Source organism: Microbacterium sp. Root1433D1 (assembly GCF_001426835.1).
In the GTDB taxonomy this organism is placed as follows: Bacteria; Actinomycetota; Actinomycetes; order Actinomycetales; family Microbacteriaceae; genus Microbacterium; species Microbacterium maritypicum.
On sequence record NZ_LMFN01000004.1, the window covers coordinates 196,539 to 219,231 of the forward strand.

The 22,693-nt window shown below is 68.6% G+C and carries 20 protein-coding genes; 14 read left to right on the forward strand and 6 right to left on the reverse strand.

What is annotated here, in order from left to right; all coding sequences use genetic code 11:
* Positions 1–25: 25 nt before the first annotated feature.
* A complete protein-coding gene (locus ASD13_RS16645) occupies positions 26–1,450 on the forward strand; it encodes an NAD(P)-binding domain-containing protein (RefSeq protein WP_036322945.1) in 1,425 nt (474 codons plus the stop codon).
* 64 nt (positions 1,451–1,514) lie between these two features.
* Here the strand turns inward: ASD13_RS16645 and ASD13_RS16650 are convergent, their stop codons facing one another.
* Both ASD13_RS16650 and ASD13_RS16655 read right to left on the reverse strand, forming a co-directional pair.
* Complete coding sequence (locus tag ASD13_RS16650; RefSeq protein WP_327039753.1) at positions 1,515–2,249, reverse strand: Pr6Pr family membrane protein; 735 nt, start codon at positions 2,247–2,249, stop codon at positions 1,515–1,517.
* 19 nt (positions 2,250–2,268) lie between these two features.
* The gene (locus ASD13_RS16655; RefSeq protein WP_055871723.1) at positions 2,269–3,201 is read right to left on the reverse strand and encodes a DMT family transporter; all 933 of its coding nucleotides are present in this window, start codon (positions 3,199–3,201) and stop codon (positions 2,269–2,271) included.
* Positions 3,202–3,404: 203 nt separating this feature from the next.
* Here ASD13_RS16655 and ASD13_RS16660 point away from each other — a divergent pair, with 203 nt between their 5' ends.
* Both ASD13_RS16660 and ASD13_RS16665 read left to right on the forward strand, forming a co-directional pair.
* Positions 3,405–4,691, forward strand: a complete 1,287-nt coding sequence (locus ASD13_RS16660) for an adenylosuccinate synthase (protein ID WP_031205880.1) — start codon at positions 3,405–3,407, stop codon at positions 4,689–4,691.
* An 8-nt stretch (positions 4,692–4,699) separates the two neighbouring features.
* On the forward strand, positions 4,700–5,806 hold the full coding sequence (locus tag ASD13_RS16665) for a lactonase family protein (protein WP_082531547.1): 1,107 nt from the start codon (positions 4,700–4,702) through the stop codon (positions 5,804–5,806).
* Positions 5,807–5,949: 143 nt separating this feature from the next.
* On the opposite strand, the gene ASD13_RS16670 is transcribed toward ASD13_RS16665, so the two are convergent.
* Both ASD13_RS16670 and ASD13_RS16675 read right to left on the reverse strand, forming a co-directional pair.
* Positions 5,950–7,194 carry a beta-ketoacyl-[acyl-carrier-protein] synthase family protein gene (locus ASD13_RS16670; protein ID WP_055871725.1) on the reverse strand — a complete coding sequence of 415 codons (1,245 nt, stop codon included), beginning with the start codon at positions 7,192–7,194 and terminating at the stop codon, positions 5,950–5,952.
* On the reverse strand, positions 7,191–8,672 hold the full coding sequence (locus ASD13_RS16675) for a class I adenylate-forming enzyme family protein (RefSeq protein ID WP_055871728.1): 1,482 nt from the start codon (positions 8,670–8,672) through the stop codon (positions 7,191–7,193). Before ASD13_RS16675 ends, ASD13_RS16670 begins: the two co-directional genes overlap by 4 nt.
* Positions 8,673–8,790: 118 nt before the next feature.
* On the opposite strand from ASD13_RS16675, the gene ASD13_RS16680 reads away from it, so the two are divergent.
* Entirely contained in the window at positions 8,791–9,381 is a 591-nt protein-coding gene (locus ASD13_RS16680; protein WP_055871736.1) for a biotin transporter BioY, read from the forward strand.
* A gap of 123 nt (positions 9,382–9,504) precedes the next feature.
* Positions 9,505–9,891: a hypothetical protein gene (locus ASD13_RS17460; RefSeq protein WP_157535664.1), complete on the forward strand. Its 387-nt coding sequence runs from the start codon at positions 9,505–9,507 to the stop codon at positions 9,889–9,891.
* Positions 9,892–9,925: 34 nt separating this feature from the next.
* Here ASD13_RS17460 and ASD13_RS16685 read toward each other — a convergent pair whose 3' ends face one another.
* Positions 9,926–10,642: a DUF4328 domain-containing protein gene (locus ASD13_RS16685; RefSeq protein ID WP_055871741.1), complete on the reverse strand. Its 717-nt coding sequence runs from the start codon at positions 10,640–10,642 to the stop codon at positions 9,926–9,928.
* 208 nt (positions 10,643–10,850) lie between these two features.
* Here ASD13_RS16685 and ASD13_RS16690 point away from each other — a divergent pair, with 208 nt between their 5' ends.
* The 6 genes from ASD13_RS16690 to ASD13_RS16715 all read left to right on the forward strand — a co-directional run bounded on the left by ASD13_RS16690 (position 10,851) and on the right by ASD13_RS16715 (position 16,075).
* Positions 10,851–12,287, forward strand: coding sequence for a dihydrolipoyl dehydrogenase family protein (locus ASD13_RS16690; RefSeq protein WP_055871743.1), 1,437 nt, complete (start codon positions 10,851–10,853; stop codon positions 12,285–12,287).
* A 161-nt stretch (positions 12,288–12,448) separates the two neighbouring features.
* Positions 12,449–12,751: a DUF427 domain-containing protein gene (locus ASD13_RS16695; protein ID WP_017830017.1), complete on the forward strand. Its 303-nt coding sequence runs from the start codon at positions 12,449–12,451 to the stop codon at positions 12,749–12,751.
* Between the two features lie 60 nt (positions 12,752–12,811).
* On the forward strand, positions 12,812–13,684 hold the full coding sequence (locus ASD13_RS16700) for an ABC transporter ATP-binding protein (protein WP_055871747.1): 873 nt from the start codon (positions 12,812–12,814) through the stop codon (positions 13,682–13,684).
* Positions 13,681–14,373, forward strand: coding sequence for an ABC transporter permease (locus ASD13_RS16705; RefSeq protein ID WP_055871750.1), 693 nt, complete (start codon positions 13,681–13,683; stop codon positions 14,371–14,373). The genes ASD13_RS16700 and ASD13_RS16705 overlap by 4 nt, the downstream gene beginning before the upstream one ends.
* The gene (locus ASD13_RS16710) at positions 14,370–15,095 is read left to right on the forward strand and encodes an ABC transporter permease (RefSeq protein ID WP_055871993.1); all 726 of its coding nucleotides are present in this window, start codon (positions 14,370–14,372) and stop codon (positions 15,093–15,095) included. Before ASD13_RS16705 ends, ASD13_RS16710 begins: the two co-directional genes overlap by 4 nt.
* Before the next feature lie 65 nt (positions 15,096–15,160).
* A complete protein-coding gene (locus ASD13_RS16715; protein WP_055871753.1) occupies positions 15,161–16,075 on the forward strand; it encodes an ABC transporter substrate-binding protein in 915 nt (304 codons plus the stop codon).
* Positions 16,076–16,148: 73 nt separating this feature from the next.
* On the opposite strand, the gene ASD13_RS16720 is transcribed toward ASD13_RS16715, so the two are convergent.
* The gene (locus ASD13_RS16720) at positions 16,149–17,366 is read right to left on the reverse strand and encodes an AI-2E family transporter (protein ID WP_017830022.1); all 1,218 of its coding nucleotides are present in this window, start codon (positions 17,364–17,366) and stop codon (positions 16,149–16,151) included.
* A 62-nt stretch (positions 17,367–17,428) separates the two neighbouring features.
* Here ASD13_RS16720 and ASD13_RS16725 point away from each other — a divergent pair, with 62 nt between their 5' ends.
* The 3 genes from ASD13_RS16725 (at position 17,429) to ASD13_RS16735 (ending at position 22,670) form a co-directional block, all read left to right on the forward strand.
* Positions 17,429–17,728 (forward strand): chorismate mutase, encoded by a 300-nt coding sequence (locus tag ASD13_RS16725; RefSeq protein ID WP_055871763.1) that lies wholly within the window; start codon positions 17,429–17,431, stop codon positions 17,726–17,728.
* Positions 17,729–17,892: 164 nt separating this feature from the next.
* Complete coding sequence (locus ASD13_RS16730; protein ID WP_055871766.1) at positions 17,893–19,059, forward strand: ROK family protein; 1,167 nt, start codon at positions 17,893–17,895, stop codon at positions 19,057–19,059.
* 272 nt (positions 19,060–19,331) lie between these two features.
* Positions 19,332–22,670: a family 20 glycosylhydrolase gene (locus tag ASD13_RS16735; RefSeq protein ID WP_055871769.1), complete on the forward strand. Its 3,339-nt coding sequence runs from the start codon at positions 19,332–19,334 to the stop codon at positions 22,668–22,670.
* Positions 22,671–22,693: the final 23 nt, after the last annotated feature.

Sequence of the window (22,693 nt, forward strand, 5' to 3'; positions counted from 1 at the left end):
TGACTGAAGAGTATGAGGACAATACGTGACGAGCAGAGAACGAGTAGCGATCATCGGCGCCGGCCCCTCGGGCATGGCGCAATTGCGGGCCTTCGAGTCCGCGGCCCGCGCGGGGGCGGAGATCCCCGAGCTGGTCTGCTTCGAGAAGCAGGCGGACTGGGGCGGACAGTGGAACTTCACCTGGCGCACCGGGCTGGACGAATTCGGTGAGCCGGTGCACTCCAGCATGTACCGCAACCTCTGGTCGAACGGTCCGAAGGAGGCGCTGGAGTTCGCGGACTACAGCTTCGACGAGCACTTCGGGCGTCCCATCTCGTCCTACCCGCCGCGCCCCGTGCTGTGGGACTACATCGCCGGACGCCTGGAGAAGAGCGATGTGCGGGAGCTGATCCGCTTCCAGACGGTGGTGCGCTGGGTCGAGTTCGACAGCGAGCGCGAGGTCTTCACCCTCACCAGCGAAGACCTGCCGACGGGCCAGTCGACCGTGGAGGAGTTCGACCGGGTCATCATCGCCAGCGGGCACTTCTCCTTCCCGAACGTGCCGGACTTCCCCGGTATCGAGACGTTCCCGGGCTACATCAGCCACGCCCACGACTTCCGGGGCGCCGAGGCCTTCGAGGACAAGGATGTGCTCGTGATCGGCGCGAGCTACTCCGCGGAGGACATCGGCAGTCAGGCGTTCAAGATGGGCGCCCGCTCGGTGACGGCGAGTTTCCGGTCGGCGCCGATGGGGTACGACTGGCCTGACGGCATCGAGGAGCGCCCGGTCGTCGAGCGCTTCGAGGGCAGCACCGCGTTCTTCGCCGACGGCACCTCGAAGCACATCGACGCGGTCATCCTGTGCACCGGATACCTGCACAAGTACCCGTTCCTCCCGGACGACCTCGCCCTCTCCTCGCCGAACAACGTGTACCCCGACGGTCTGTACCGCGGTGTGGTCTGGCAGGGCAATCCGCGCCTGACCTACCTCGGCGCGCAGGACCAGTGGTTCACGTTCAACATGTTCGACGCGCAGGCCTGGTACGTGCGCGACCTGATCCTCGGTCGCCTCGCGCTGCCTGCCGAGCAGGAGCGCGCGGCATCCATCGCCGAGTGGCGCGCGCGCTTCGGCCGGATCGACTCGGCCGCGGCGGAGATCCGCTTCCAGGCCGACTACATCCGTGACCTGCTCGAGCTCACCGACTATCCGGAGTTCGACATCGACCGGGTCGTCGAGATCTTCCTCGCGTGGAAGCGCGACAAGAAGGACGACATCATGGGCTATCGCGACCGCACCTACGAGTCGGTCATGACCGGGACCATCGCCGTGGTTCACCACACGCCGTGGCTCGAAGAGCTCGACGATTCCCTCGAGCGCTACCTCGACGTGGATCCGGATGCCACCGAGACGGCGCGCATGATCGCGGGTCGGCCGCATGACGACGACCGTGAGGCGCTCGCGACCGCCTGAGCATCGTGTGAATCGACGACGCCCCTCCGCCCGTTCCCGGGCGCGAGGGGCGTCGTCGTGCAGATCAGGAGAGGACGGGACGCGGCACGGCTCCGCGGCGCCGCCCGATCCAGACGACGCCGGCCGCCACGACGATGATCGCGACCGCGATGCCGACGATGTACCCCGAGACGCCGAGGTAGCCGCCCGGTACGGTGTGCGGGTTCAGGAACGGATACGGGTACCAGTAGGGCTGACCGGTCGCCGGAGCGATGATGAGATTCGCGCGGATCAGCGTGTACACCGCCCAGACCAGCGGGAAGATCGCCGTCACCGCGACCGTGCTCCAGCCCAGTGCCCGGCGGCGCGGGGCGAGCAGTACGTCGGCCAGCAGGAACAACGGGATGACGACGTGCAGCACCTCGTTCGACCAGGGGACGGTGACGCCTTGGGGGAGCTCGACGTTTCGCAGCAGCGTGTTGTAGACGATGCCGGTCACGATCATGTACGTGCTGACGCACACCAGCAGTACCGCGAGCCAGCGCGGTTCGGCGTCGGTGGTGCGGCGGTGGCGCAGTGCCCAGATCGCGGCGACGAGCAGGACGATCGCAGCGAGGATGTTCGACTCGATCGTGAAGAAGCTGAGGAAGTTGGCCGTCACTGTCGGCAGATGCCCGCCCCACTCGGTCGTCGCATCGAGGGCGTTCTGCACCGAGCGGTTCAGCTGCGCGATGACAGCCGCGAGCGCGAGCAGGGCTGCGGCGATGCGCAGATAGGGCCACCAGGTCGTCATTTCGCCTCCGGTCGCAACTGTAGTCACCTCCGGATGCTCGCGAGCGTCAGGCGCGTCTGTGCCACCGCAGGCGCGTGATGAGCACGCCGAGAAGACACAGCGCTCCGCCGAGGAACATCAGCGGCGTCGGCACTTCGCCGAGGATCGCCCAGGACATGAGGATCGCGATCGCCGGCACGACGTAGGTGGTGGCCGACGTCTGCCCTGCGGTGCTGCGCTGCAGCACGTAGGCCCAGGTCGTGAAGGCGATCGCGGTGGGGAAGATGCCGAGGTAGACGACCCACAGCGTGGCATCCAGCGGTGCCGTCTGAAGTGAGCCGATGAGGTTGCCGATCCACGGCAGCAGCGCGATGGTGCCGACGCCTGCGCCGAGCCAGGTCAGGGTGGTCGGGTCGACCCCCGAGGTGAGCAGGCGCTTCTGCACGAGCGTGCACCCGGCGTACATGACCGCGGCGAGGAGGGCAAGCAGAAGGCCCGTGATGTCGGGGCCGGCGCTGGTGGAGGAGTTCATGCCGATCAGCACGACGCCGAGGAACGCGATGGGCGCCCCGATGACGAGCGGCTTCGGGAATCCCTCCCGCAGGAACAGTCCGCTGAAGACGACCACCATGAGGGGCGCGAGGTTGACCACCATCGCGGCGGTGCCCGCATCGAGCGTGAGCTCGGCGCTGTTGAGGGCGAGGTTGTAGACGCAGAACCAGCCGACGCCCCACACCGCGATGAGGAGCCAGTGGCGACGGGCCGGGATGCGGATGCCGTGCCGCAGCGCGATGAACGTCAACACGACGGTGCCGACCGCCATGCGCAGCAGTGCCAGAGCGCCTGGGTCGTAGTGCGGGCCCGCGCCGCGGATGCCGATGAAGGCCGAAGCCCACAGCACCACGGTGACCAGCGCGGCGGCGAGCACGAGTGCGCCCTGCTTCTTCGGCGCTCCGGTATCGGTGCGGATCCCGGGGTCGCCGGATGCGGCTGCTGACATCCTTCGATCCTGGCAGTGGCGTCCGACATCGGGCGAGCCGCCGCAGCGCCATCCGCCGTCGCTTTCCCGCCGACTCCGCCGGTCGACGCCCGCTGCGCTCACCTCACGGGAGGGCGCTGCGAATCGCTTCGATAGGATGGGACCGCCCGAAGAGGGCCAGCTCATCGGCCGGTGCAAACCCGGCGAAAGCCAGGGGGTTACCCATGCCAGGAATCGTTATCGTCGGCGTGCAGTGGGGCGACGAAGGAAAGGGCAAGGCCACCGATCTTCTCGGTGAGCGCACCGACTGGGTGGTGAAGTTCAACGGCGGCAACAACGCCGGGCACACCGTCGTCGTCGGCGACGAGAAGTACGCGCTGCACCTGCTGCCCTCCGGCATCCTGTCTCCGGGCGTGACGCCCGTGATCGGCAACGGCGTCGTGGTCGACCTCGAGGTGCTCTTCTTCGAGCTGGAGGCGCTCGCCGCCCGCGGCATCGACGTCTCGCGCCTCAAGGTCAGCGCCAACGCGCACATCATCACGCAGTACCACCGCACGCTCGACAAGGTCACCGAGCGCTTCCTCGGCAAGCGCATGATCGGCACGACCGGTCGCGGCATCGGCCCGGCATACGCCGACAAGATCAACCGCGTCGGCATCCGCGTGCAGGACCTGTTCGACGAGAACATCCTGCGCCAGAAGGTCGAGGGTGCCCTCGATCAGAAGAACCACCTGCTGGTGAAGATCTTCAACCGTCGTGCGATCACCGCCGACGAGGTCGTCGAAGACCTGCTCTCGTACGCCGAGCGGCTGCGGCCGATGGTCGCCGACACCGGCTACCTGATCGCGCAGGCTCTGGACCGCGGCGAGGTCGTCGTGTTCGAGGGCGGCCAGGCCACGATGCTCGACATCGACCACGGCACCTACCCGTTCGTCACCTCTTCGTCGGCAACCGCCGGCGGCGCGGCGACGGGCGCGGGCGTGGGCCCCGGTGCGCTCGACCGCATCGTCGGCATCGTCAAGGCGTACACGACCCGCGTCGGCTCCGGTCCGTTCCCGACCGAGCTCTTCGACGAGCAGGGCGAGTGGTTGCGCAAGCAGGGCTTCGAGTTCGGCACCACCACCGGTCGTCCGCGCCGTGTGGGCTGGTACGACGCGCCCATCACGCGCTACGCCACGCGCATCAACGGCATCACCGACCTGGTGCTCACCAAGCTCGACATCCTCACGGGCCTCGAGCAGATCCCGGTGTGCGTCGCCTACGACGTCGACGGCGAGCGGTTCGACGAGGTGCCGGTCAACCAGACCGACTTCCACCACGCGAAGCCGATCCTGGAGTACTTCCCTGGTTGGAGCGAAGACATCTCCGTCGCGCGCACCTTCGAGGACCTGCCGCAGAACGCACAGGACTACGTGCTGGCGCTCGAGAAGATGAGCAACACGCGAATCTCGGTGATCGGCGTCGGGCCCGAGCGTGACCAGGTCGTCGTCCGTCACGACCTGCTCGACTGACCCGCGTCGTGACGCGCTTCTGGCTGGGCGGCTACGGGGCCGCGATGGACGGCTCGGCCGAGGGCATCGGCCTGCTCGCGGGGGATGAAGGGCGCGAGGCCTCCACTCTCGCCTACCGTGGCGCCGTGGTCGAGACGCCCTCGCCCTCGTGGCTCGCGCAGCACCCGACCCTCGACGTCGTCTATGCGGCACTCGAAGGCGACTCCGCGGTGCAGGCGTTCTCCCGCGCGGGCGAAGCCGCTCTCACGCCTCTGGGGCCGCCCGCCGCGGTCGGCCAGTACGTCTGTCATGTCGCGGTCGCCCCGAACGGTTCGGCCCTGATCGCCAGCTGTTACGGCGACGGTCGCGTGGTGCGGTTCGATCTGGATGCGGACGGTCGCATCGTCGCCCCGAAGCCGGATGCCGCGGCGGCGCTTCGTGCGGCCCTGTTCGGCGACGCCGACCCCGATGCTCCGGCCGCGACTCCTCCCGGAGACGGCGTCGCGGCGGTCGACCCGTACGGGGTCGGCGGCGATCGCGTCTCGCACGCGCATGCGGCGACGTTCCTCCCCGACGGCCGTGTCGCGACCACCGACCTCGGGTTCGACCTCGTGCGGTTCTGGCGGCAGAGCGGCAGCGGGCTCACCCTCGACCACGAGGTGGTGCTCCCGCTCGGCACCGGTCCGCGGCACATGGTGCTGCACCCCAGCGGGCACCTGCACGTGGTCACCGAGTACTCGTGCGAAGTGTTCACGCTCGCGCCGGCGGCGGATGGCACCTGGAGCGTCGTGTCGGTGACGCTGACGAGCCCGATCGCCGAGGTGGGCACGGACTTCCCCGCGGAGCTCGCCCGCACGCGCGACGGACAGTTCCTGTACACGGCCCTGCGCGGCAGCAACACGATCGCGGCGCTGCGGGTACGTGGCGGCGGCGAGTCTCTGGAGTCCGTGGCGCTCGCCGACGCGGGGGTCGACTGGCCGCGGCACCACCTCGTCCACGAGGGCAAGATGCTCGTCGCGGGGCAGCGCTCCGACACGATCACGCTGATCGACCTCGACGAGCGCACGGGCGCGCCCCTCGGCATCCGCCACGAGGCGCAGGTTCCGACCCCCACGCACTTCCTGCCAGTGCGCTGACCGCGGCTCGTGCGGCCGGGTCGGCCTTGCCTGCCGGGGACACTTGTCGGGAGTGGGAGCGGATGTCGGGCGACGCGCCGCGTCCTGCTCCGACATCCGTCCGTTCTCCCGACACCTGGCACGGGTACGGGCGCCGGTCGGGCTCACTCGCACGCCGTGAGCAGCAGCGCCGCGTTGTGACCTCCGAATCCGAACGAGGTCGACAGCACCGTGCGGACCGGATGCGGTCGCTCCCGGTCGCGGACGAAGTCCCACCCGTCCGCGCACGGATGCGACAGGTTGATGGTCGGAGGCAGCACCTGGTCGCGAAGAGTCATCGCGGCGATGACGGCTTCGGCGACGCCCGCTGCGCCGAGCAGATGCCCGGTGGTCGACTTCGTCGCGGTGAGTGGAACGGATGGCGCTCCCGATCCCAGCGCCTGTGCGAGCGCGACGAGCTCGGCTTCGTCGCCGAGAACCGTGCCCGTGCCGTGGGTGTTCACATGGTCGATCTGCGCGGCGCGGATGTCGGCGTCGGCGAGGCATGCATCGATCGCCCTGGTCGCCCCGGCGGCGGCCGGGTCCGGTGCCGTGGCGTGATGCGCGTCGCTGGTCGCACCGAATCCGGCGATGGTCGCGAGGGGTCGAGCGCCGCGCTCGTGTGCGAGGTCCGCGGCCTCCAGCAGCACGGCGGACGCGCCCTGTGCCATCACGAAGCCTGTACGTGCGCGGTCGAAAGGGCGCGAAGCCGCCGAGGGGTCGTCGCCGAAGCCCGTGGCGAGCGAGCGGAGATTGGTGTGCGACGCCAGGTGCAGCGGGCCGAGGCAATCCTCCATCCCGACGACCAGCACTGCGTCGGCGTAGCCGTGACGGATCCTCCGGAGACCTTCTCCGATCGCGACCGCGCCACTCGCGCACGCCGCGGCGATCGCGTGGGTCTGGCCGAGGAATCCGTATCGTCTGCTGAGCACTGTCGCGATCGCATCCGCAGTTCCGTAGACGGTGAGCCCGGGCGGTACCCGGCGGGGGCCGCGATCTCGCAGCGCGACTGCCGCCTGCACCGTCGCATCCACCGGGCCCGACCCTGTCGCGATGATCACCTGCGCGACGTCCGCGATCCCCGATGGCGCGCCCAGGTCCGCATCGGCGAGTGCTTCATCGGCCGCGGCGATCGCCCACTGCTGCATCGGCGTGAGGCGACGCGCGAGGGGTGCCGACAGGTCGGAGGCGCCGGTGAATCCACGCACCACTCCGCCGACCTGCACCGGCCCTGACCCGGCGATCTCCCGGGGGATCCGCGTGATGCCGCTGCGTCCCGCGCGCACAGACGTCCACAGTTCCGGTGCCGTGAGGCCGCTGGGGGTGACCGCCCCGACGCCGGTGACGACCACGGAGCGCCCGGCGCTCACGATCGTCCCCGTCCGACAGCCACGAGATCCGCGACCGCAGCGCGGCGGATCTTCCCGCCCGCGGTCCGGGGGAGCTCCGCCACCGTGTGCCAGCGACGGGGCCGGGCGGCCGGAGCGAGACGCTCGCGCGCCCATCGGCGCAGCTCTGCGGCCGGCGGCGCATCGCCCTCGGTCACCAGCGCGATCCGCAGACCCAGGCGATCGTCGCTCTCGGCGATGGCGCACCACGCGCTGAGGCCCGGCATGCCGTCGAAGGCGCGCTCCACCTCGTCGAGTGCGACGGTGTGCCCGCCGGTGGTGACGACGTCGCCTCCTCTGCCGACGAACGTGAAGTCCCGGCCGCGCAGCCGCCCCTGATCGTGCACGCTCGCCCAGCCGTCGCCGTCTGTCAACGGCGTCGAGGTCGTGCCCGCCAGGTAGGCGGCCGAGCATGAGGGGGAGCGCACCCAGAGGCTGCCGAGCTCGCCCGGTGCCAGCTCACTGCCGTCGTCGCCGCGCACCCGCGCCTCCACCTGCGGGTAGAGCCGGATGCTGTCGTGGCCGGCGCGGTCGTCACCGATGAAGCCGAGTTCGCCGGTGCCGAAGTAGCTGATCGTCCGGGCGTGGGGGAGGGCGTCGGCGACGGCCGCTCGCGCCGATGCCGGGAACCCCGCACCCCCGGTGACGATCAGATCGATGCCGTCATACCGCGCCGGGTGGCGCCGCGCCGCGTCGGTGAGAGCCGTCACCGCCGCAGGAACCGCGACCAGGCGTGTGATGCGCTCGTCGTGCACCCGCGAGCTGAGCCAGAGCTCGTCGAGGCGGTCGGCGACGTGCATCCGACCGCCTGTGGCGAGCACCTCGAACAGCGTGTACAGGGTCAGGCTGTACGACATCGGGCCCGGGGCGAAGGTCGCCACCCGGTCTCTCGCGCCCAGGTGGTCGCGGGAGACGTCGATGTTCGCCGCGTATTGCCTGCGCGTCTTGAGGAAGGCCTTCGGTGGGCCCGTCGTCCCCGAAGAGGTGAGCATCAGGAACGGCGCATCGTCGGCCGATGCTTCTGCGTGGGTCGAGGCGAGGGAGGGGGTTCGTGCGAGATCGTCGAGCCCGACGACGAGTCCCGACCAGCCGGCCGAATTCAGAGCGGCCCGGATCGTCGGAACATCCGTGATGACGGCGGCCGCTCCGGTCGCGACGATCAGCTGCATCTGGAGTGCGACGGGCCAGTGCGCGTCGACGACGGTGAGGATGCGCCCGCCCGCCTCCACCGCGACGACGGCGCGCGCGGTGTCGAACGCGGTGGACAGGCAGATGGCGACGACCGGCGGCAGCGGTGGGTGAGCTGCTGAAGTCGCCGTCGCGCAGGCATCCGTGAGGGCGTGCGCCAGGGCCGCGGAGATCCGGCGCGAATCGGTGTGGAGCTCGCCATAGGTCATCTGGGCGTCGCGGCCGACGATCGCCGGCCGGTCGGGGTCTTCGGCGGCGATGCGACGCAGCATCGGGGAGAGGGACGTGAGGACTCCTGGGACGGGTTTGCGTGGGGACGAGTTTGCGTGGAGATGAGGGCATCCCTATTCTAATGAACACCGTTCAGGTGAACGGTGTTCAGGAGGAAACATGACCACGTCCCGCGCCACCGATACCAGCGCCGCACTCGGCCGCATCGCGGTCTTCGCCGCACTGATCGTCGTGCTCGGTACCGTGATCGTGCCCCTGCCGAGCGGCGTGCCGATCACCGCGCAGACCCTGGGGGTCATGCTCGCCGGTCTCGTGCTGGGACCGCGCCTCGCACCGCTCGCCGTCGTGCTGGTGCTGGCGCTCGCCGCGGTGGGGCTTCCGGTGCTCGCGGGTGGCCGCGGAGGGCTGGGCGTGTTCGTCGGCCCCAGCGCCGGGTACCTCCTCGGCTGGATCGCCGGTGTCGTGGTGATCGGCCTCCTCATGCGCACCGGGCGCTTCACGTGGTGGCGTTCCGCTGGCGCCGCGCTCATCGGCGGAGTGTTCGTGGTCTACGCGTTCGGCATCCCCGTGCAGGCCCTCGTGACGGCGGTGCCGCTCGGGCCGACGGCGCTGTCGAGCCTGGCGTTCCTCCCGGGGGATCTGATCAAGGTGACAGCAGCGACGCTGGTCGTGGTCGCGCTCCGTCGCGCCTACCCTCGTGCTTTCGCCGACAACCGGCGGGTGCGGGAGGCCGCGGTGGCGGCGGCGTAGGTATCGCGTTCGAGTTCTGACCGCCCGTCCACGGCGACGGCGAAGACCACGAGCACGTACTACCGTGACCTCGAGAACGCGCCGGCGGTGTGTGGCATCCCCTCGGGCACGAAGCAGTACGGCATGGCGAAGTCGACCACGGGGCCGACTCCGGCTTCGGGTGGGGCCATCACGACCGAGTACGCGTATGACGCGTGGGGCCGTGCAGTCGCGACGAAGTCGACAGGAGACACGGACTGGTGGGTGGAGCCAGGCGCGGTTGTCGTGTGCGCCTGGTTTCGTAGACGCCGCTTCAGATCAGGAGAGATCGCGGCCGTCGACAAGCAGCTCTACTACGGTGCGGGAGGGGCGGGCGTCGGCTGGCTCCCGTTCGTGGGGTCGCTGCGGATGATCGAGATTGAGTGCGTCAATGGAAAGCGAATTCCGTTGCCATCGACGATCGGTCGCCGAAACCGTGTGCTGCACCTCGCGAGGCGGATGCGTGAGGCTCTTGGTCTTCCTTCGCGCTGAGGGGGTTGATCCCCGGCGCGACCACGGTTTCGGACTACCGCTGCTGTGAACGGTGGATCACGCCCTGCGTGATTCCACGGATGATGATGCAGGCCAAAAGGGCGGCGGCGATGAGGAAGGCTTCACCGAGAATGCTGGACCACATCGTGGCGCGGATCTGCTCTAGTGCTTCGGCGCGTGAGTCGATCTGGTTCGACCATTTGAACGAGATGAAGCTGGCGATCCAGAGAAGCCACCACACGATCAGCCAGCGCGGGGGAGTGCGGCCGATCGCCCGCCAGAGATCAGAGATGTCTTGGAACGGGCGCCAGAGGGCGAGGATGGGGATAAACCAGTCCCCCGCGTGCCAGCCGGCGGCGCGACGGGTGAGCCCGGGGACTTGCAGGGCGACACGGTACTGCCAGGTGGCCCACAGCGCCGCGGCAGCGATCATCGAAACCGTCGCCAGTGCGTTGCCGACGGTCCAAGCCCAGTCGTATAGGTGGAGAGTCTCGACGGCCGAGGTATTCCCGTCGAGATAGCTGGTGAGCGCCGTGATGCCCATGGCCTCGACGCCAACGAGCGCGAGCGCCAGAACGCCGCAGACGATGACCATGACCTGGGTCGCGGTGGCGAGCTTGGTGATTGTCCGCAGCGTGGCCTGTTCGTTCCGTGGTCGTAGCCAGCTGGTACCGTTCCACCACCACGTGGCCTCGGTGTCATCAGGTGCCGGGTACCAACCAGGCGGCGGGGGAGTGATGGCGCTGCTCATCGTTGGGCGTCCTCGGAGATCGTGCGGCCAATAGCGCGCGGAGCGGATCTGCGTGCGGGCCTCCGCCGCCGATCGAAACAACGAACCACACTCTATGACCTGCCACAGGCGTTCTCGCGCCACGCCGCAGGGAACAACTCGCCCGTGACTCGGCGTTGCTCATGAGCGAGACTGGGCCACGTAACCGGCTCACGGAGAGGTGCGACGCATGAACGCTGCGGAGAAGACCGACGAGTATGACCTGATCGTCTTGGGCGGAGGGCCGGTGGGCGAGAACGTCGCCGATCGGGCCGTGCAGGGCGGACTCACCGCGATCATCGTGGAGAGCGAGCTCGTCGGAGGCGAGTGTTCCTACTGGGCGTGCATGCCGTCGAAGGCGCTGTTGCGTTCGGCGCAGGCGCTCCGTGCCGCGCAGCACGTGGGCGGGTCTTCGCAGGCAGTGACCGGAAAGCTCGACGTGCGCGCCGTGTTCGATCGTCGCGACTCGTTCACCAGCAACTGGTCCGACGACGGTCAGGTGAAGTGGCTCGACTCCGCAGGCATAGACCTGGCCCGCGGCCACGGACGCATCACGGGCGAGCGCGAGGTGACCGTGACGGATGCCGACGGCGCAGAGCGCGTGCTCAAAGCCCGGCACGCGGTGGCTATCAGCACCGGATCGGATGCCGTCATCCCACCCATCGAAGGCCTGCGCGAGGCTACCCCGTGGACGAGCCGCGAGGCGACCAGCGTCGAGGAGCTTCCGGAGAGCCTGGCCGTGATCGGCGGAGGGGTCGTGGCCGTCGAGATGGCGACCGCCTACGCTGCACTGGGCTCGAAGGTCACCGTGATCGCCCGCAGCGGTCTGCTCGGCGGGATGGAGCCCTTCGCGGGCGAACGCGTCGCGGCAGGCCTCAAGGAACTCGGCGTCGACGTGCGCACCGGTGCGGGAACGACATCCGTGCACCGCGGCGCGAACGGCGTCACCATCACCCTCGACGGTGGCGAGGAGATCACTGCGACCGAGGTGCTCGCCGCGACCGGTCGTTCGCCGCGCAGCGGTGACATCGGCCTCGACGTGGTGGGGCTGGAACCCGGCCGCTGGATCGAGACGGACGACACGCTCCGCGTCCCCGGATCGGACTGGCTCTACGCGGTCGGCGACGTCAACGGGCGCGTGCTCCTCACCCATCAGGGCAAGTACCAGGCGCGCGCCGCGGGCGACGTGATCGTGGCCCGCGCCCAGGGTGAAGACGTGGACGACGCCCCGTGGGGCCGTCACGTCGCCACCGCCGACCAGGCCGCCGTGCCGCAGGTCACTTTCTCGATTCCCGAGGTCGGCTCCGTCGGTCTCACCGAGGCCCAGGCGGTCAAGGCCGGCATCGCGGTGAAGGCCGTCGACTACGACCTGGGCTGGGTCGCCGGCGCGAGCCTCTACGAAGACGGCTTCGAGGGCCAGGCGCGACTCGTGGTCGACACCGACCGCGACGTCGTGGTCGGTGCGACGTTCGTCGGTCCCGAGGTGGCGGAGCTCGTGCATGCGGCCACCGTGGCGATCGTCGGCGAGGTCCCGATCGCCCGCCTCTGGCACGCGGTGCCGTCGTACCCCACGATCAGCGAGATCTGGCTGCGGCTGCTCGAGGGATACGGCCGCGACTCCGCCTGATCCGTGGAGGGAGTCGATCCCGACATCGGGAGCAATCCGTTCGCGTGATCGCGCCGAACAGGAAAGGGATTGTTTCTCATATTGACGGCCGCGACGCAACCCTCATCCCCGATGTCGCAGCCGTCTTATACGCTCGAACTCACATCCGAGGAGGCAGGACCATGAAGGCTGTACTCGCAGGAACCGTCATCGCCGAGGCCGACGAGAGCGATCTCGCCCGCATCGAAGGGAACTGGTACTTCCCGCCCGCATCCATCACACCCGGGGCACTCGTCGAGAGTCCCACGCCGTACACCTGTCCGTGGAAGGGCGCGGCGCAGTACTTCTCGGTGCAGACCGACGGAGAGCTCTACACCGACTACGCCTGGTCGTACCCGAACCCCTACCCCTCCGCGTTCGATCGCGTGGGCAAGGACTTCTCCGGGTACGTCGCGTTCGATCCCCGCGTCGAGGTCGGCCCGTAGCCATCTGAAGAGCCAAGACTCGTCCGCTCGCACATCGATCGACCGACTGGAGACCAGCCCATGATCGAGTTCCGCAACGTCACCAAACGGTTCCCCGGTGGCGCCCTCGCCGTCGACGACTTCAGCCTCGTGCTGCCGTCGCGCAAGACCACTGTGTTCGTCGGTTCGTCCGGCTGTGGCAAGACCACCCTGCTCCGCATGATCAACCGCATGGTCGAGCCCACCTCCGGCGATGTCGAGATCGACGGCGAGAGCGTGCTCCAGGGCGACCCGGTGGCTCTGCGCCGCCGCATCGGCTACGTCATGCAGAACTCCGGCCTCATGCCGCACTTCACGGTGATCGACAACGTGGCCACGGTGCTGCGGCTGACCGGCGTGAAGAAGACGGCTGCCCACAAGCGGGCGCGTGAGCTGCTCGACACGGTGGGCCTCGACCAGGCGCTCGCCGACCGCTACCCCAGTCAGCTCTCCGGTGGGCAGCAGCAGCGCGTCGGTGTCGCCCGCGGGCTCGCCGCCGACCCGAACATCCTGCTCATGGACGAGCCGTTCGGCGCGGTCGACCCCATCGTGCGGGCCGACCTGCAGCAGGAGACCCTGCGGCTGCAGCGCGAACTCGACAAGACCGTCGTGTTCGTCACGCACGACATCGACGAGGCGTTCCTGCTCGGCGACCAGGTCGTGATCCTCGACAAGGGCGCGCGCATCGTGCAGGTGGGCAGCCCGAGCGAGATCATCGAGAATCCGGCAGACGATTTCGTCGCAGCCTTCATCGGCGCCGATCGGGGTCGCCGCGCCCTGCACCTCAAGCAGACACCGCGCGGCACCGTGGTGGTCGACGCCGACGGCCGCACCCAGGGCTCGATCGTCGATGTGCCGGATGCCGTGACCGACGCTCTCCTGAGCGAGGAGAGCGTCACGAAGGGCGCTCCGTGAACTGGATCGTCGACAACCTCGGCCTCATCCTCGAGCTGACCGCGGCGCATCTGCGACAGAGCGTCGTGCCGATCCTGCTCGGTTTCCTGATGTCCTTGCCCCTCGGCTGGGTCGCATGGCGCTACCGGCTCGTGCGGGGACCGATCATCGCCCTCACCGGACTGCTCTACACGATCCCTTCACTCGCGCTGCTGATCCTGCTGCCTGCGGTGCTGGGGTACTCCGCCATCAGCGAGCCCAACCTGATCGTGGCTCTGACGATCTACGCCATCGCGATCATGGTCCGCGCCGTAGCCGACGGGCTCGACTCGGTCGATGACGATGTGCGTCAGGCCGCCACCGCGACGGGCTTCGCATCGTTCCGGCGATTCTGGGCGGTGGAGTTCCCGCTCGCCGGTCCGGTCGTCCTCGCGGGCTTGAGAGTGACGGCTGTGAGCACCATCTCGCTCGCCACGGTCGGAATCCTGATCGGTGTGCGCAACCTGGGCTACCTGTTCACCGACGGTCTGCAGCGCCGGATCATTCCCGAGGTCTTCGCCGGCGTGATCGCGGTCGTCGTGATCGCGTTGATCATCGACTTCCTTCTGCTGCTCGCCGGACGTGCTCTCATGCCGTGGACCAGGGCAGTCTCCCGTGCCTCGACGAAGTCGGCCGCGACGCGCACGGCGACGGTGAGGGCGGCAGCGTGAACCTGTTCTCCGAAGCACTCGCCTGGCTGTTCTCGCCCGACAGGTGGGTGGGCCCGTATGCGCTTCCCGTCCTGTTCGGCCAGCACATCTACTACACGGTCGTGTCGGTCGTCATCGCCGCGCTCATCGCTCTCCCGCTCGGGTGGCTCATCGGCCACACGGGAAAGGGTCGTGAGATCGCGGTCGCCGTCTCCGGGGCAGCGCGCGCCATACCGTCGTTCGGTCTCATGGTGCTGCTCGTGCTGCTGCTGGGGGTGCTGCGCGTTCCCGAAGCGGCGATCATCACCTTCGTGCTCCTGGCGATCCCCTCCCTCCTCGCCGGCGCCTACACCGGGCTCGAGGCCATCGACCGTCGAGTGCTCGACTCCGCGCGTTCGATGGGCATGACCGAGTGGCAGGTGTTCTGGAAGGTCGAGGTTCCCCTCGGACTGCCTCTGCTCGTCGGCGGCATCCGGGCGGCTCTCCTGCAGGTGATCGCCACGGTCACGATCGCGGCCTATGTGAATCTCGGCGGGCTCGGATGGCCGATCATCCAGGGCATCCCGCTGCGCAAGTTCGATCAGGTGCTCGGTGGGGCGATCCTCGTCGCCGTCCTCGCCCTCGCTGTCGACCTGATCTTCGCTCTCCTCCAGCACGCCGCCGTCCCCGCCGGGGTGCGCGCGCCGACCACCACACGCCGGTCGCGAGCCGCAGCCTCGTCTCCGTCGCCCGCCACAGCCTGACACGTTCACAGCCCTGACAACGTCCCACAGCTTCACACCTGTTGTCCCAGAGAAGAGGAATTCCCATGTTCACAGCACGCAAGTCAAGACTCGCCCTCGCCGGTGGCGCCGCGCTCGTCGCGGTGCTCGTCCTCGGCGGCTGCGCCAGCAGCAATCCGCTCGACACTCCGACTGAGAGCTCGGGCTCCAGCGACGACACCATCGTCATCGGCTCGCAGGCCTACTACTCGAACGAGATCATCGCCGAGATCTACGCCCAGGCACTCGAGAACGCCGACTTCAAGGTCGACCGCAAATTCAGCATCGGACAGCGCGACGCCTACATGCCCGACGTCGAGTCCGGCGCGATCGACCTGTTCCCGGAGTACACGGGCAGCCTTCTCGAGTACCTCGACAAGAACGCGACCGCGACCAGCCCGGAAGACGTGTACACGGCACTGAAGGAGGCGCTGCCCGAGGGCCTCACCGCTCTCGAATACGCCGAGGCTTCCGACCAGGACACGTACACGGTGCTGAAGAGCTTCGCCGAGGCGAACGATCTCACCTCGATCGGCGACCTCGCCAAGGTCACCACCCCAGTGACGATCGGTGCCGCACCGGAGTTCGAGGAGCGTCCCTACGGCCCCGCCAAGGCCAAGGAGGCCTACGGTGTCGACCTGACGTTCTCGGCCACGGGGCCCACCACCCTCGAATCGCTGCTCGCCGGCGAGATCCAGGTGGCCGACATCTACACCGCCGACCCGGCCTTCCAGACGGAGGAGATCGTTGCGCTGGAAGACCCGGAGAACCTGATCATCTCGTCGAACGTCGTGCCGATCGCCTCGAGCGACGTCGCTGACGAGATCGCCGATGTGATCAACGCCATCAGCAAGAAGCTCACCGCCGAGGAGCTCGTGGGTCTGAACGTGCAGAGCACGGTCGACCAGAAGTCGGCTGTGGACATCGCCAAGAAGTGGCTGGCCGACAACGACCTCATCTGAGTCGGACAGCCAGAAGCGCCCGGACCCTCACGGGGTCCGGGCGCTTCTGTGTGTGCGAGACGCGAGGAGACGCCTAGAGCCGGGCGTCCTGCTTCGGGACGAGCACCTGCTTGATGATGATCAGGATCGAGGCGGTGACCGGCACGGCCACGAGAGCACCGAGCAGGCCGAGCAGCGTGCCGCCGGCGAGGGCGCCGATCACGACGAGTGACCCCGGGACCGAGACGGCGCGGTTCATGACGCGCGGCGTGATCACGTAGGCCTCGATCTGCATGTAGACGAGGTAGATGGCCGCGAAGATCAGCGCCGCGATCGGGTTGGAGAACAACGCGAGGCACGTGCCCAGGATCCAGAACAGCACCGAGCCCACCAGGGGGATCAGGGTGACGCAGAATGCGATCGCCGCCATCAGCGGCGGGAACGGCAGCCCGAGGAAGAAGTAGAGCAGGAAGGCGAGCGTCGCGTTGCAGAACGCGAGCACCACCATCCCCATCACATAGCCGCCGACCGAGTCGGTGATCTGCTCGACGATGTCTCCGGCGCGAGCGCGGTCGCGGGCGGGAGCCAGGCGCAGCATCCCCTGCTTCATGGAAGGAAGAGAGGCGAGGAAGTACAGCGTGAGCACGAGCACCACGATGGCGCCCGAGATGCTGGTGGCGATCGAGGCCCCCACAGCCAGAGCGCCGCCGCCGATCGTGGCCAGGTTGCCGAAGTCGGTGAGGAACGACTGCACCTGGGAGACGAGCTCCTGGAACTGCTCGCCGAACTGGGCTTCGAGGGTCGCGTAGAGGTCGCTGCGGGTGAAGTCCCTGATCATGCCGGGAACGGACTGCACGAAGCTCACGATCTGGTCGATCACCACGGGAACGATCATCCACAGCACGAGGGCGAACACCACGAGGAGCGCGAGGATCGTGATGACCACCGAGATGACGCGCGAGAGGCCGCGACGTTCCAGGAACCGCACGGCGGGATCGAGGCCGAGCGCAGCGAACAGTGCGAGAGCGATGTAGATGAGCACGGTCGACAGGTTCGACAGCGCGAGGCCGATCACGATCGCCCCGAGTCCTCCCAGCGTCACCAGGAAGCCGAACACGAACGGGCGGTCGATGCGTGTCCAGAACGACCGGCTCGGGGTCATCGGCTCGATCACGACGGGGAGCGGAGCGTCTGTCGTGGCGGTCACGGGGGCCCGGCGAGCTGTGCGTCGGGCGGTCGCGGATGCGGCGGGAGCTGCGGCGGATGCGTCGTCGTCGTGGGGCGCGGATTCCGGCGACTCTTCGTTGCTCATGTGCTCACGATAGCGGTGCCACGGATCGAAACCAGGATGTCACGCGGCTCTAGAGTAGGGGCATGACCGCCGCCGAGGATCCGAAGGCCGAACTGCTCCGGCTTCGCGCCACCATCGACAACATCGACGCCGCACTGATCTTCATGCTGGCCGAGCGCTTTCGCGCCACCCAGCAGGTCGGGCATCTGAAGGCCGAGCACGAGATGCCGGCGTCCGACCCTGGTCGGGAAGAGCAGCAGGTCGCGCGCCTGCGCGCTCTCGCCGAAGAGGCGCATCTCGATCCGGAGTTCGCGGAGAAGTGGTTCAACTTCGTGGTGGCGGAGGTCATCCGTCATCACACCGAAGCGGCCGAGAGTCGATGAGGAGGAGGAGCCGGACGGGCGACGGTGTGTGCAGCACTCGCCCGTCCGGAGCTTTGTGAGGTCGGTTGACCAACTAAGTTCAATGAATAAACTTAGGGAGAGACTACGGATCGCGTCACGATCTGTCAACTGCTCGCGACGGACGAGCGTCGGAACGGAAACGCATGCTCAGCACGGATGATGGCTTCGACACCCAGGCGTCGGTCCGGCGCGCGAACCTTCGGCGGGCGCTGCAGCTGGTCTTCCTGAATCCGGGGACGCAGACGCGGGCCGGCATCGCGAGGGCGACCGGTCTGACGGCCGCCACCGCATCGTCTCTGGTGGCCGAACTCATCGAGAACCGACTGATCATCGAGGGGGAGCAGGCGGCGAGTACAGGCGGCAAGCGGGCGACCACGCTGAGCGTCGACGCGAGCCACCACCTGATCCTGGTGCTGGTGATCCAGCCCCGGCACGTCGACATCGCCCTCGTCGCCCTCGACGGCACCGAAGTCGACATCCGGCGGGTCAGCTACTCCGTCGAGAACCGCGATCTCGCCCTCGATGAGGCGGTGTCCGCGGTGGCCGAGGAATTCGGGGGACGACTCCTCGCCGCCGGTGTGCAGCTGCCGGGCACGACGGATGGGCGGTCGGTGCTCGAGAGCGTGCAGCTCAAGTGGGAGGACGTGCCTCTCGCCGAACGGTTCGAGCGTGTGCTGGGTGCGCCCGTGCTGCTGATCAACGACGTCGACGCCGAGGCCATCGCCGAAGCCGGCATGGAGGAGTCGCCGTCCGGCTATCGGCTCTTCATCCACCTCGGTGGCGGTGTCGGCGCGGCTGTCACGCTCGACGGCGAACTGGCGCCGGGGCCGCGTGATCGGGCGGGCGAGATCGGGCATGTGCAGGTCGTCTTCGGCGAGGCCGCGCGCGCCTGCCGATGCGGTCAGCGCGGATGCCTCGAGTCGGCCGCCGCGCTCGGGGCGATGCTCGGCGAGGAGTTCTCCGACGCCATGGATGCGCCGGAGATCCGTGAGCTCGCAGCCCAGGCCGATGAGGAGCATCTCGACGAGGGTGCTCGCGCGTTGGCACGGGCCGTCAAGCTCATCGGCGCGCTGCTCGACCCGATCGAGGTCGTCATCGGCGGACCGGCGACGCAACTCGGGCCCCGCTTCCTCGACCGTGTCCGTCGGGAGACCGAGTACCCCGCCCGCGGCACGGCGCAGGTGCCCGTCCGCTATGCCGACCCTCGCGCATCGCTCGCGGCCGGAGCCGCCCAGGCCGCCCTGACCGCGGCGCTCGGCGTGCGCTGGAACCCGGAGCAGCTGCGCGCCGCATCCGCGTCGAGCCTCTGAGCGCCTCGCGCCTTCTCTCGCGGAAGGCGCGGCCGTGGAGTCCCTCAAGGTGAGGGAGAGACGATCGTGGCGGATTTCGCCGGCGTCCTTGTGCTCTCGCCGATCCTCTGGATACTCTTTACCCATCCAATAATGAATGGATACTTAACAAATTAAGTATCCCGGCGTCAGCTTCACTGTGGAACGACGCCGTAGACGCGAGTCGCCTCGTCGCAAGCACGCTCCCGGAATGTGTCGAGACGGCCCCGCACCAGCTCGAACTGGAGATCAAGATGCGCAACGACGCACACCGTGACCGTCCCCGATCGCTCCTTCGCAGTCTCGCCGGCGCGCTCGCCGTGCTCGTGACGCTCGGCGGTCTCGCCTTCTCCGCCGCTCCGGCCAGCGCCGCAGACAGCCGCGACGTCGCCCGTGAGGGCACCGCCACGGCGCGATCCACGTACTCGCTGAGCGGCAGCTTCGCCGCGGCGCACGTGAACGACGGCGACGCAGCGACGCGCTGGGGATCGAGGTATACGCGCACGAACCCGAACGACACCTACGACACGGCCGGTGAATGGGTGCAGATCGCCCTGGCCGAGCCCACCTACATCCTCAAGGTCGTGCTCGACTGGGAGGCCGCCTACTCCACCGACTACGAGATCCAGGTGTCCCAGGACGCGGTGGAGTGGACGTCCCTGCGCCGGGTGACGACTCCCACCGGGCAGGCCGTCGGAGGCCGCCTCGTGCAGCAGAGCGATGTCGACACGTCCGACGCCTGGTCGTACGTGCGCATCCTGTCCCACAGCGTCGCGACGAAGTACGGCCTGTCGCTGTACTCGTTCCAGGTCTGGGACCAGCCCGTCAGCGTCCCTCCGGGGGAGGCCAGGGACCTTGCCCTCGACGGCACCACCACGGCGAAGTCCTCGTACAACACCACGACCTTCGCTCCCGCGAACGCCACGGACGGTGATTCGGCATCGCGCTGGGGCTCGCACTACACGCGCGGCACTCCCGCCTACGACAACAGGTCCGACTGGATCCAGGTCGAGCTCGCAGAAGCCTCTCGCGTGCACACGATCGTCCTGAACTGGGAAGCGGCCTATGGCAAGAAGTACCTGCTCCAGGTCTCCGGTGACGGTTCGGCGTGGACGACGATCCATGAAGGCGCCGCCACGAAGGCCGGTGTGCAGGAGATCGTCGTCGATACCGCGGACGCCTGGAAGTTCGTGCGCATGCAGGGTGTGGAGACGGCCGGAATCTACGGGTACTCGCTGTTCGACTTCGAGATCTGGGGAGCGGCCAAGCCTCCGGTGGAGGTGCCCGACCCGCAGGGCGGTGACATCGTCCCGAAGCCCGTGAGCCGGAACGACGCCGAAGGCGCCGCGTTCACCCTGGGAGCGGATGCGCGCGTGGTCGCGCCTGCATCCTTCTCCGGCATCGCCGAGCAGCTCGCGGCGACCCTCCGCAGCGGCACGGGCTACGCTCTCCCGGTCGTCGCGAACCCGCCGCGAGACGGTGACATCGTGCTCGTCGAGGGCGACCCGGCCACGGGCGGCGCGAAGGCGTACCAGAAGGAGCAGGGGTACCGGCTGAACGCCGATGCCTCGAGCGTGACCATCACTGCGCAGGCCGCGGCCGGAGCGTGGAACGGTACGCGCACCCTGCTGCAGCTGCTGCCCTCCTGGGTGCTCGCCGGCGACCCCGACGTCGTCGTCGACTGGACGGTGCCGGCGACCGAGGTCGTCGATCATCCTCGGCTCGAGCAGCGCGGCCTGATGATCGATCCGGCACGCAACTTCATCACGGTCGACGCGGTGAAGGCCATCATCGACCAGGCCTCGCAGGCGAAGATGAACAGGCTGCACATGCACCTCACCGACGACCAGGGCTGGCGGCTCGAGATCGCCTCCTGGCCGAATCTCACCGCGCACGGCGCATCGTCGTCGATGAAGAACGGGCAGTCCGGCTTCTACACGCAGGCCGAGTTCCGCGACATCGTCGCCTATGCGGCCGCTCGCCAGGTCACGGTCGTCCCAGAGATCGACGTGCCGGGGCACGTCGACGCGGCACTGTCCTCCTACCCCGTGCTCGATTGCGCCGAGCGCAGCATCCCGATCCGCACCACCGGCGGCATCTCCACCAACTCGCTGTGCATCGGCAAGCCGATCGTCGAGACGTTCATGCGCGACGTGATCGGCGAGCTCGCCGCGATCACCCCCGGCGACTATCTCCACATCGGCGCCGACGAGGTGGAGGGTGTGAGCACAGAGCAGTACGCATTGTTCATCCGCATGGTCGAGCAGATCGCGGCCGAGAACGGGAAGAAGATCATCGGCTGGACCCCGATGCCGCAGGCCGGAGTCTCCAAGGACGCCGTGCATCAGTACTGGGCTGATCGCAAGAACCACCTCGCGACCAGCTGGTTCGAGGGACGCGACGTCATCCTCTCCCCCGTGAACAACGCCTACATGGACTACAAGTTCCCCGGATCGCCGCTCGGCTTCCGGGAGGCGATCTACAGCACCAAGTACCAGTACGACTGGGACCCCAGCCGTGTCGTCGACGCCACGACGAAGAAGAACCTCAACACCTCCTTCGGTCTCACCGAGGACGACGTGCAGGGTGTCGAAGCGGCAGCGTGGGGAGAGACCTTCCTCCGCGGAGGCGAGGATGTGGAGTACATGCTCTGGCCGCGCACGCTCGGCATCGCCGACAAGGGCTGGTCGACCAAGGCGGACACCACCTCGTTCGCCGACTTCGCCCAGCGCGCAGGGGCGCAGGGCGCACGGATGCTGGTGCAGGGGCAGAACTTCTGGAACGACCCCGAGCTGGCCTGGGTCAGCGAGCTCGCCGGCACGCGAGTCGCCGCGGGCTCCGAGGGCGAAGTCGCCGGCGTCGTCGCACAGATCGCCTCGCCCCGGGTGCCGAAGGGTCAGCTCAACGCGACGATCACCTGGCCGGACGGACAGACGTCGGCAGGGGTGATCGACGGCAAGGATGCGATCGGTGCGGATGCGGCCTCGCTCTTCACCGTGACCGGCAGCCACACCAGTGCTCCCTCCGCTGCGGCCGGCACCGGCTCGGTGCGGGTGACGGGGCCGGCGGGTCTGGACATCACGGCACCGTTCATCGTCGAGGCCGAGGTCGTCGCACCTCCCGTGATCGCGCTCTCCGCCTCCACCATCCAGGCCGGATCGACGGTCACGGTCGATGCCACCGGCCTGACCCCGGGGGAGCGGGTGTCCTTCGCGCTCCACTCGGATCCGGTCGACATGGGGGCGGCCATCGCCGATGACGACGGTGCGGTGTCGCTCACCTGGAAGGTGCCGACGGGCACGCCGGCCGGGGCGCACGAGGTCGTGATGACCAGGGCCGACACGACCACGATCGCCGTGCCGCTGACCGTCACCGCCGCGGCCGTGCCGGGAGGCGATCCCGGTACGGAGGGAGGTGCCGGTGGAGGTGCGGCATCCGGTTCCGGTTCGGGTTCGGGCGCCGGATCGTCGGGCCCCGCCGGGCTCGCCGGAACCGGAGCGGACCCGATCCTCATCACCAGCGGACTGCTGCTTGCGGCGTTGCTCCTCGCGGGTGGTGCGGTCGCGATCAGGCGACGGAGCCTCGGGATCTGAGTGGGGCGCTCCGCCGCCGGTGG

What these genes read in the sequence shown, in the direction of transcription:
- ASD13_RS16655 (WP_055871723.1), bottom strand. Translation starts at nt 3,201, where the DNA reads ATGTCAGCAGCCGCATCCGGCGACCCCGGGATCCGCACCGATACCGGA.
- ASD13_RS16660 (WP_031205880.1), top strand. Translation starts at nt 3,405, where the DNA reads ATGCCAGGAATCGTTATCGTCGGCGTGCAGTGGGGCGACGAAGGAAAG.
- ASD13_RS16675 (WP_055871728.1), bottom strand. Translation starts at nt 8,672, where the DNA reads ATGCTGCGTCGCATCGCCGCCGAAGACCCCGACCGGCCGGCGATCGTC.
- ASD13_RS16680 (WP_055871736.1), top strand. Translation starts at nt 8,791, where the DNA reads ATGACCACGTCCCGCGCCACCGATACCAGCGCCGCACTCGGCCGCATC.
- ASD13_RS17460 (WP_157535664.1), top strand. Translation starts at nt 9,505, where the DNA reads ATGGCGAAGTCGACCACGGGGCCGACTCCGGCTTCGGGTGGGGCCATC.
- ASD13_RS16685 (WP_055871741.1), bottom strand. Translation starts at nt 10,642, where the DNA reads ATGAGCAGCGCCATCACTCCCCCGCCGCCTGGTTGGTACCCGGCACCT.
- ASD13_RS16690 (WP_055871743.1), top strand. Translation starts at nt 10,851, where the DNA reads ATGAACGCTGCGGAGAAGACCGACGAGTATGACCTGATCGTCTTGGGC.
- ASD13_RS16695 (WP_017830017.1), top strand. Translation starts at nt 12,449, where the DNA reads ATGAAGGCTGTACTCGCAGGAACCGTCATCGCCGAGGCCGACGAGAGC.
- ASD13_RS16700 (WP_055871747.1), top strand. Translation starts at nt 12,812, where the DNA reads ATGATCGAGTTCCGCAACGTCACCAAACGGTTCCCCGGTGGCGCCCTC.
- ASD13_RS16715 (WP_055871753.1), top strand. Translation starts at nt 15,161, where the DNA reads ATGTTCACAGCACGCAAGTCAAGACTCGCCCTCGCCGGTGGCGCCGCG.
- ASD13_RS16720 (WP_017830022.1), bottom strand. Translation starts at nt 17,366, where the DNA reads ATGAGCAACGAAGAGTCGCCGGAATCCGCGCCCCACGACGACGACGCA.
- ASD13_RS16725 (WP_055871763.1), top strand. Translation starts at nt 17,429, where the DNA reads ATGACCGCCGCCGAGGATCCGAAGGCCGAACTGCTCCGGCTTCGCGCC.
- ASD13_RS16730 (WP_055871766.1), top strand. Translation starts at nt 17,893, where the DNA reads ATGCTCAGCACGGATGATGGCTTCGACACCCAGGCGTCGGTCCGGCGC.
- ASD13_RS16735 (WP_055871769.1), top strand. Translation starts at nt 19,332, where the DNA reads ATGCGCAACGACGCACACCGTGACCGTCCCCGATCGCTCCTTCGCAGT.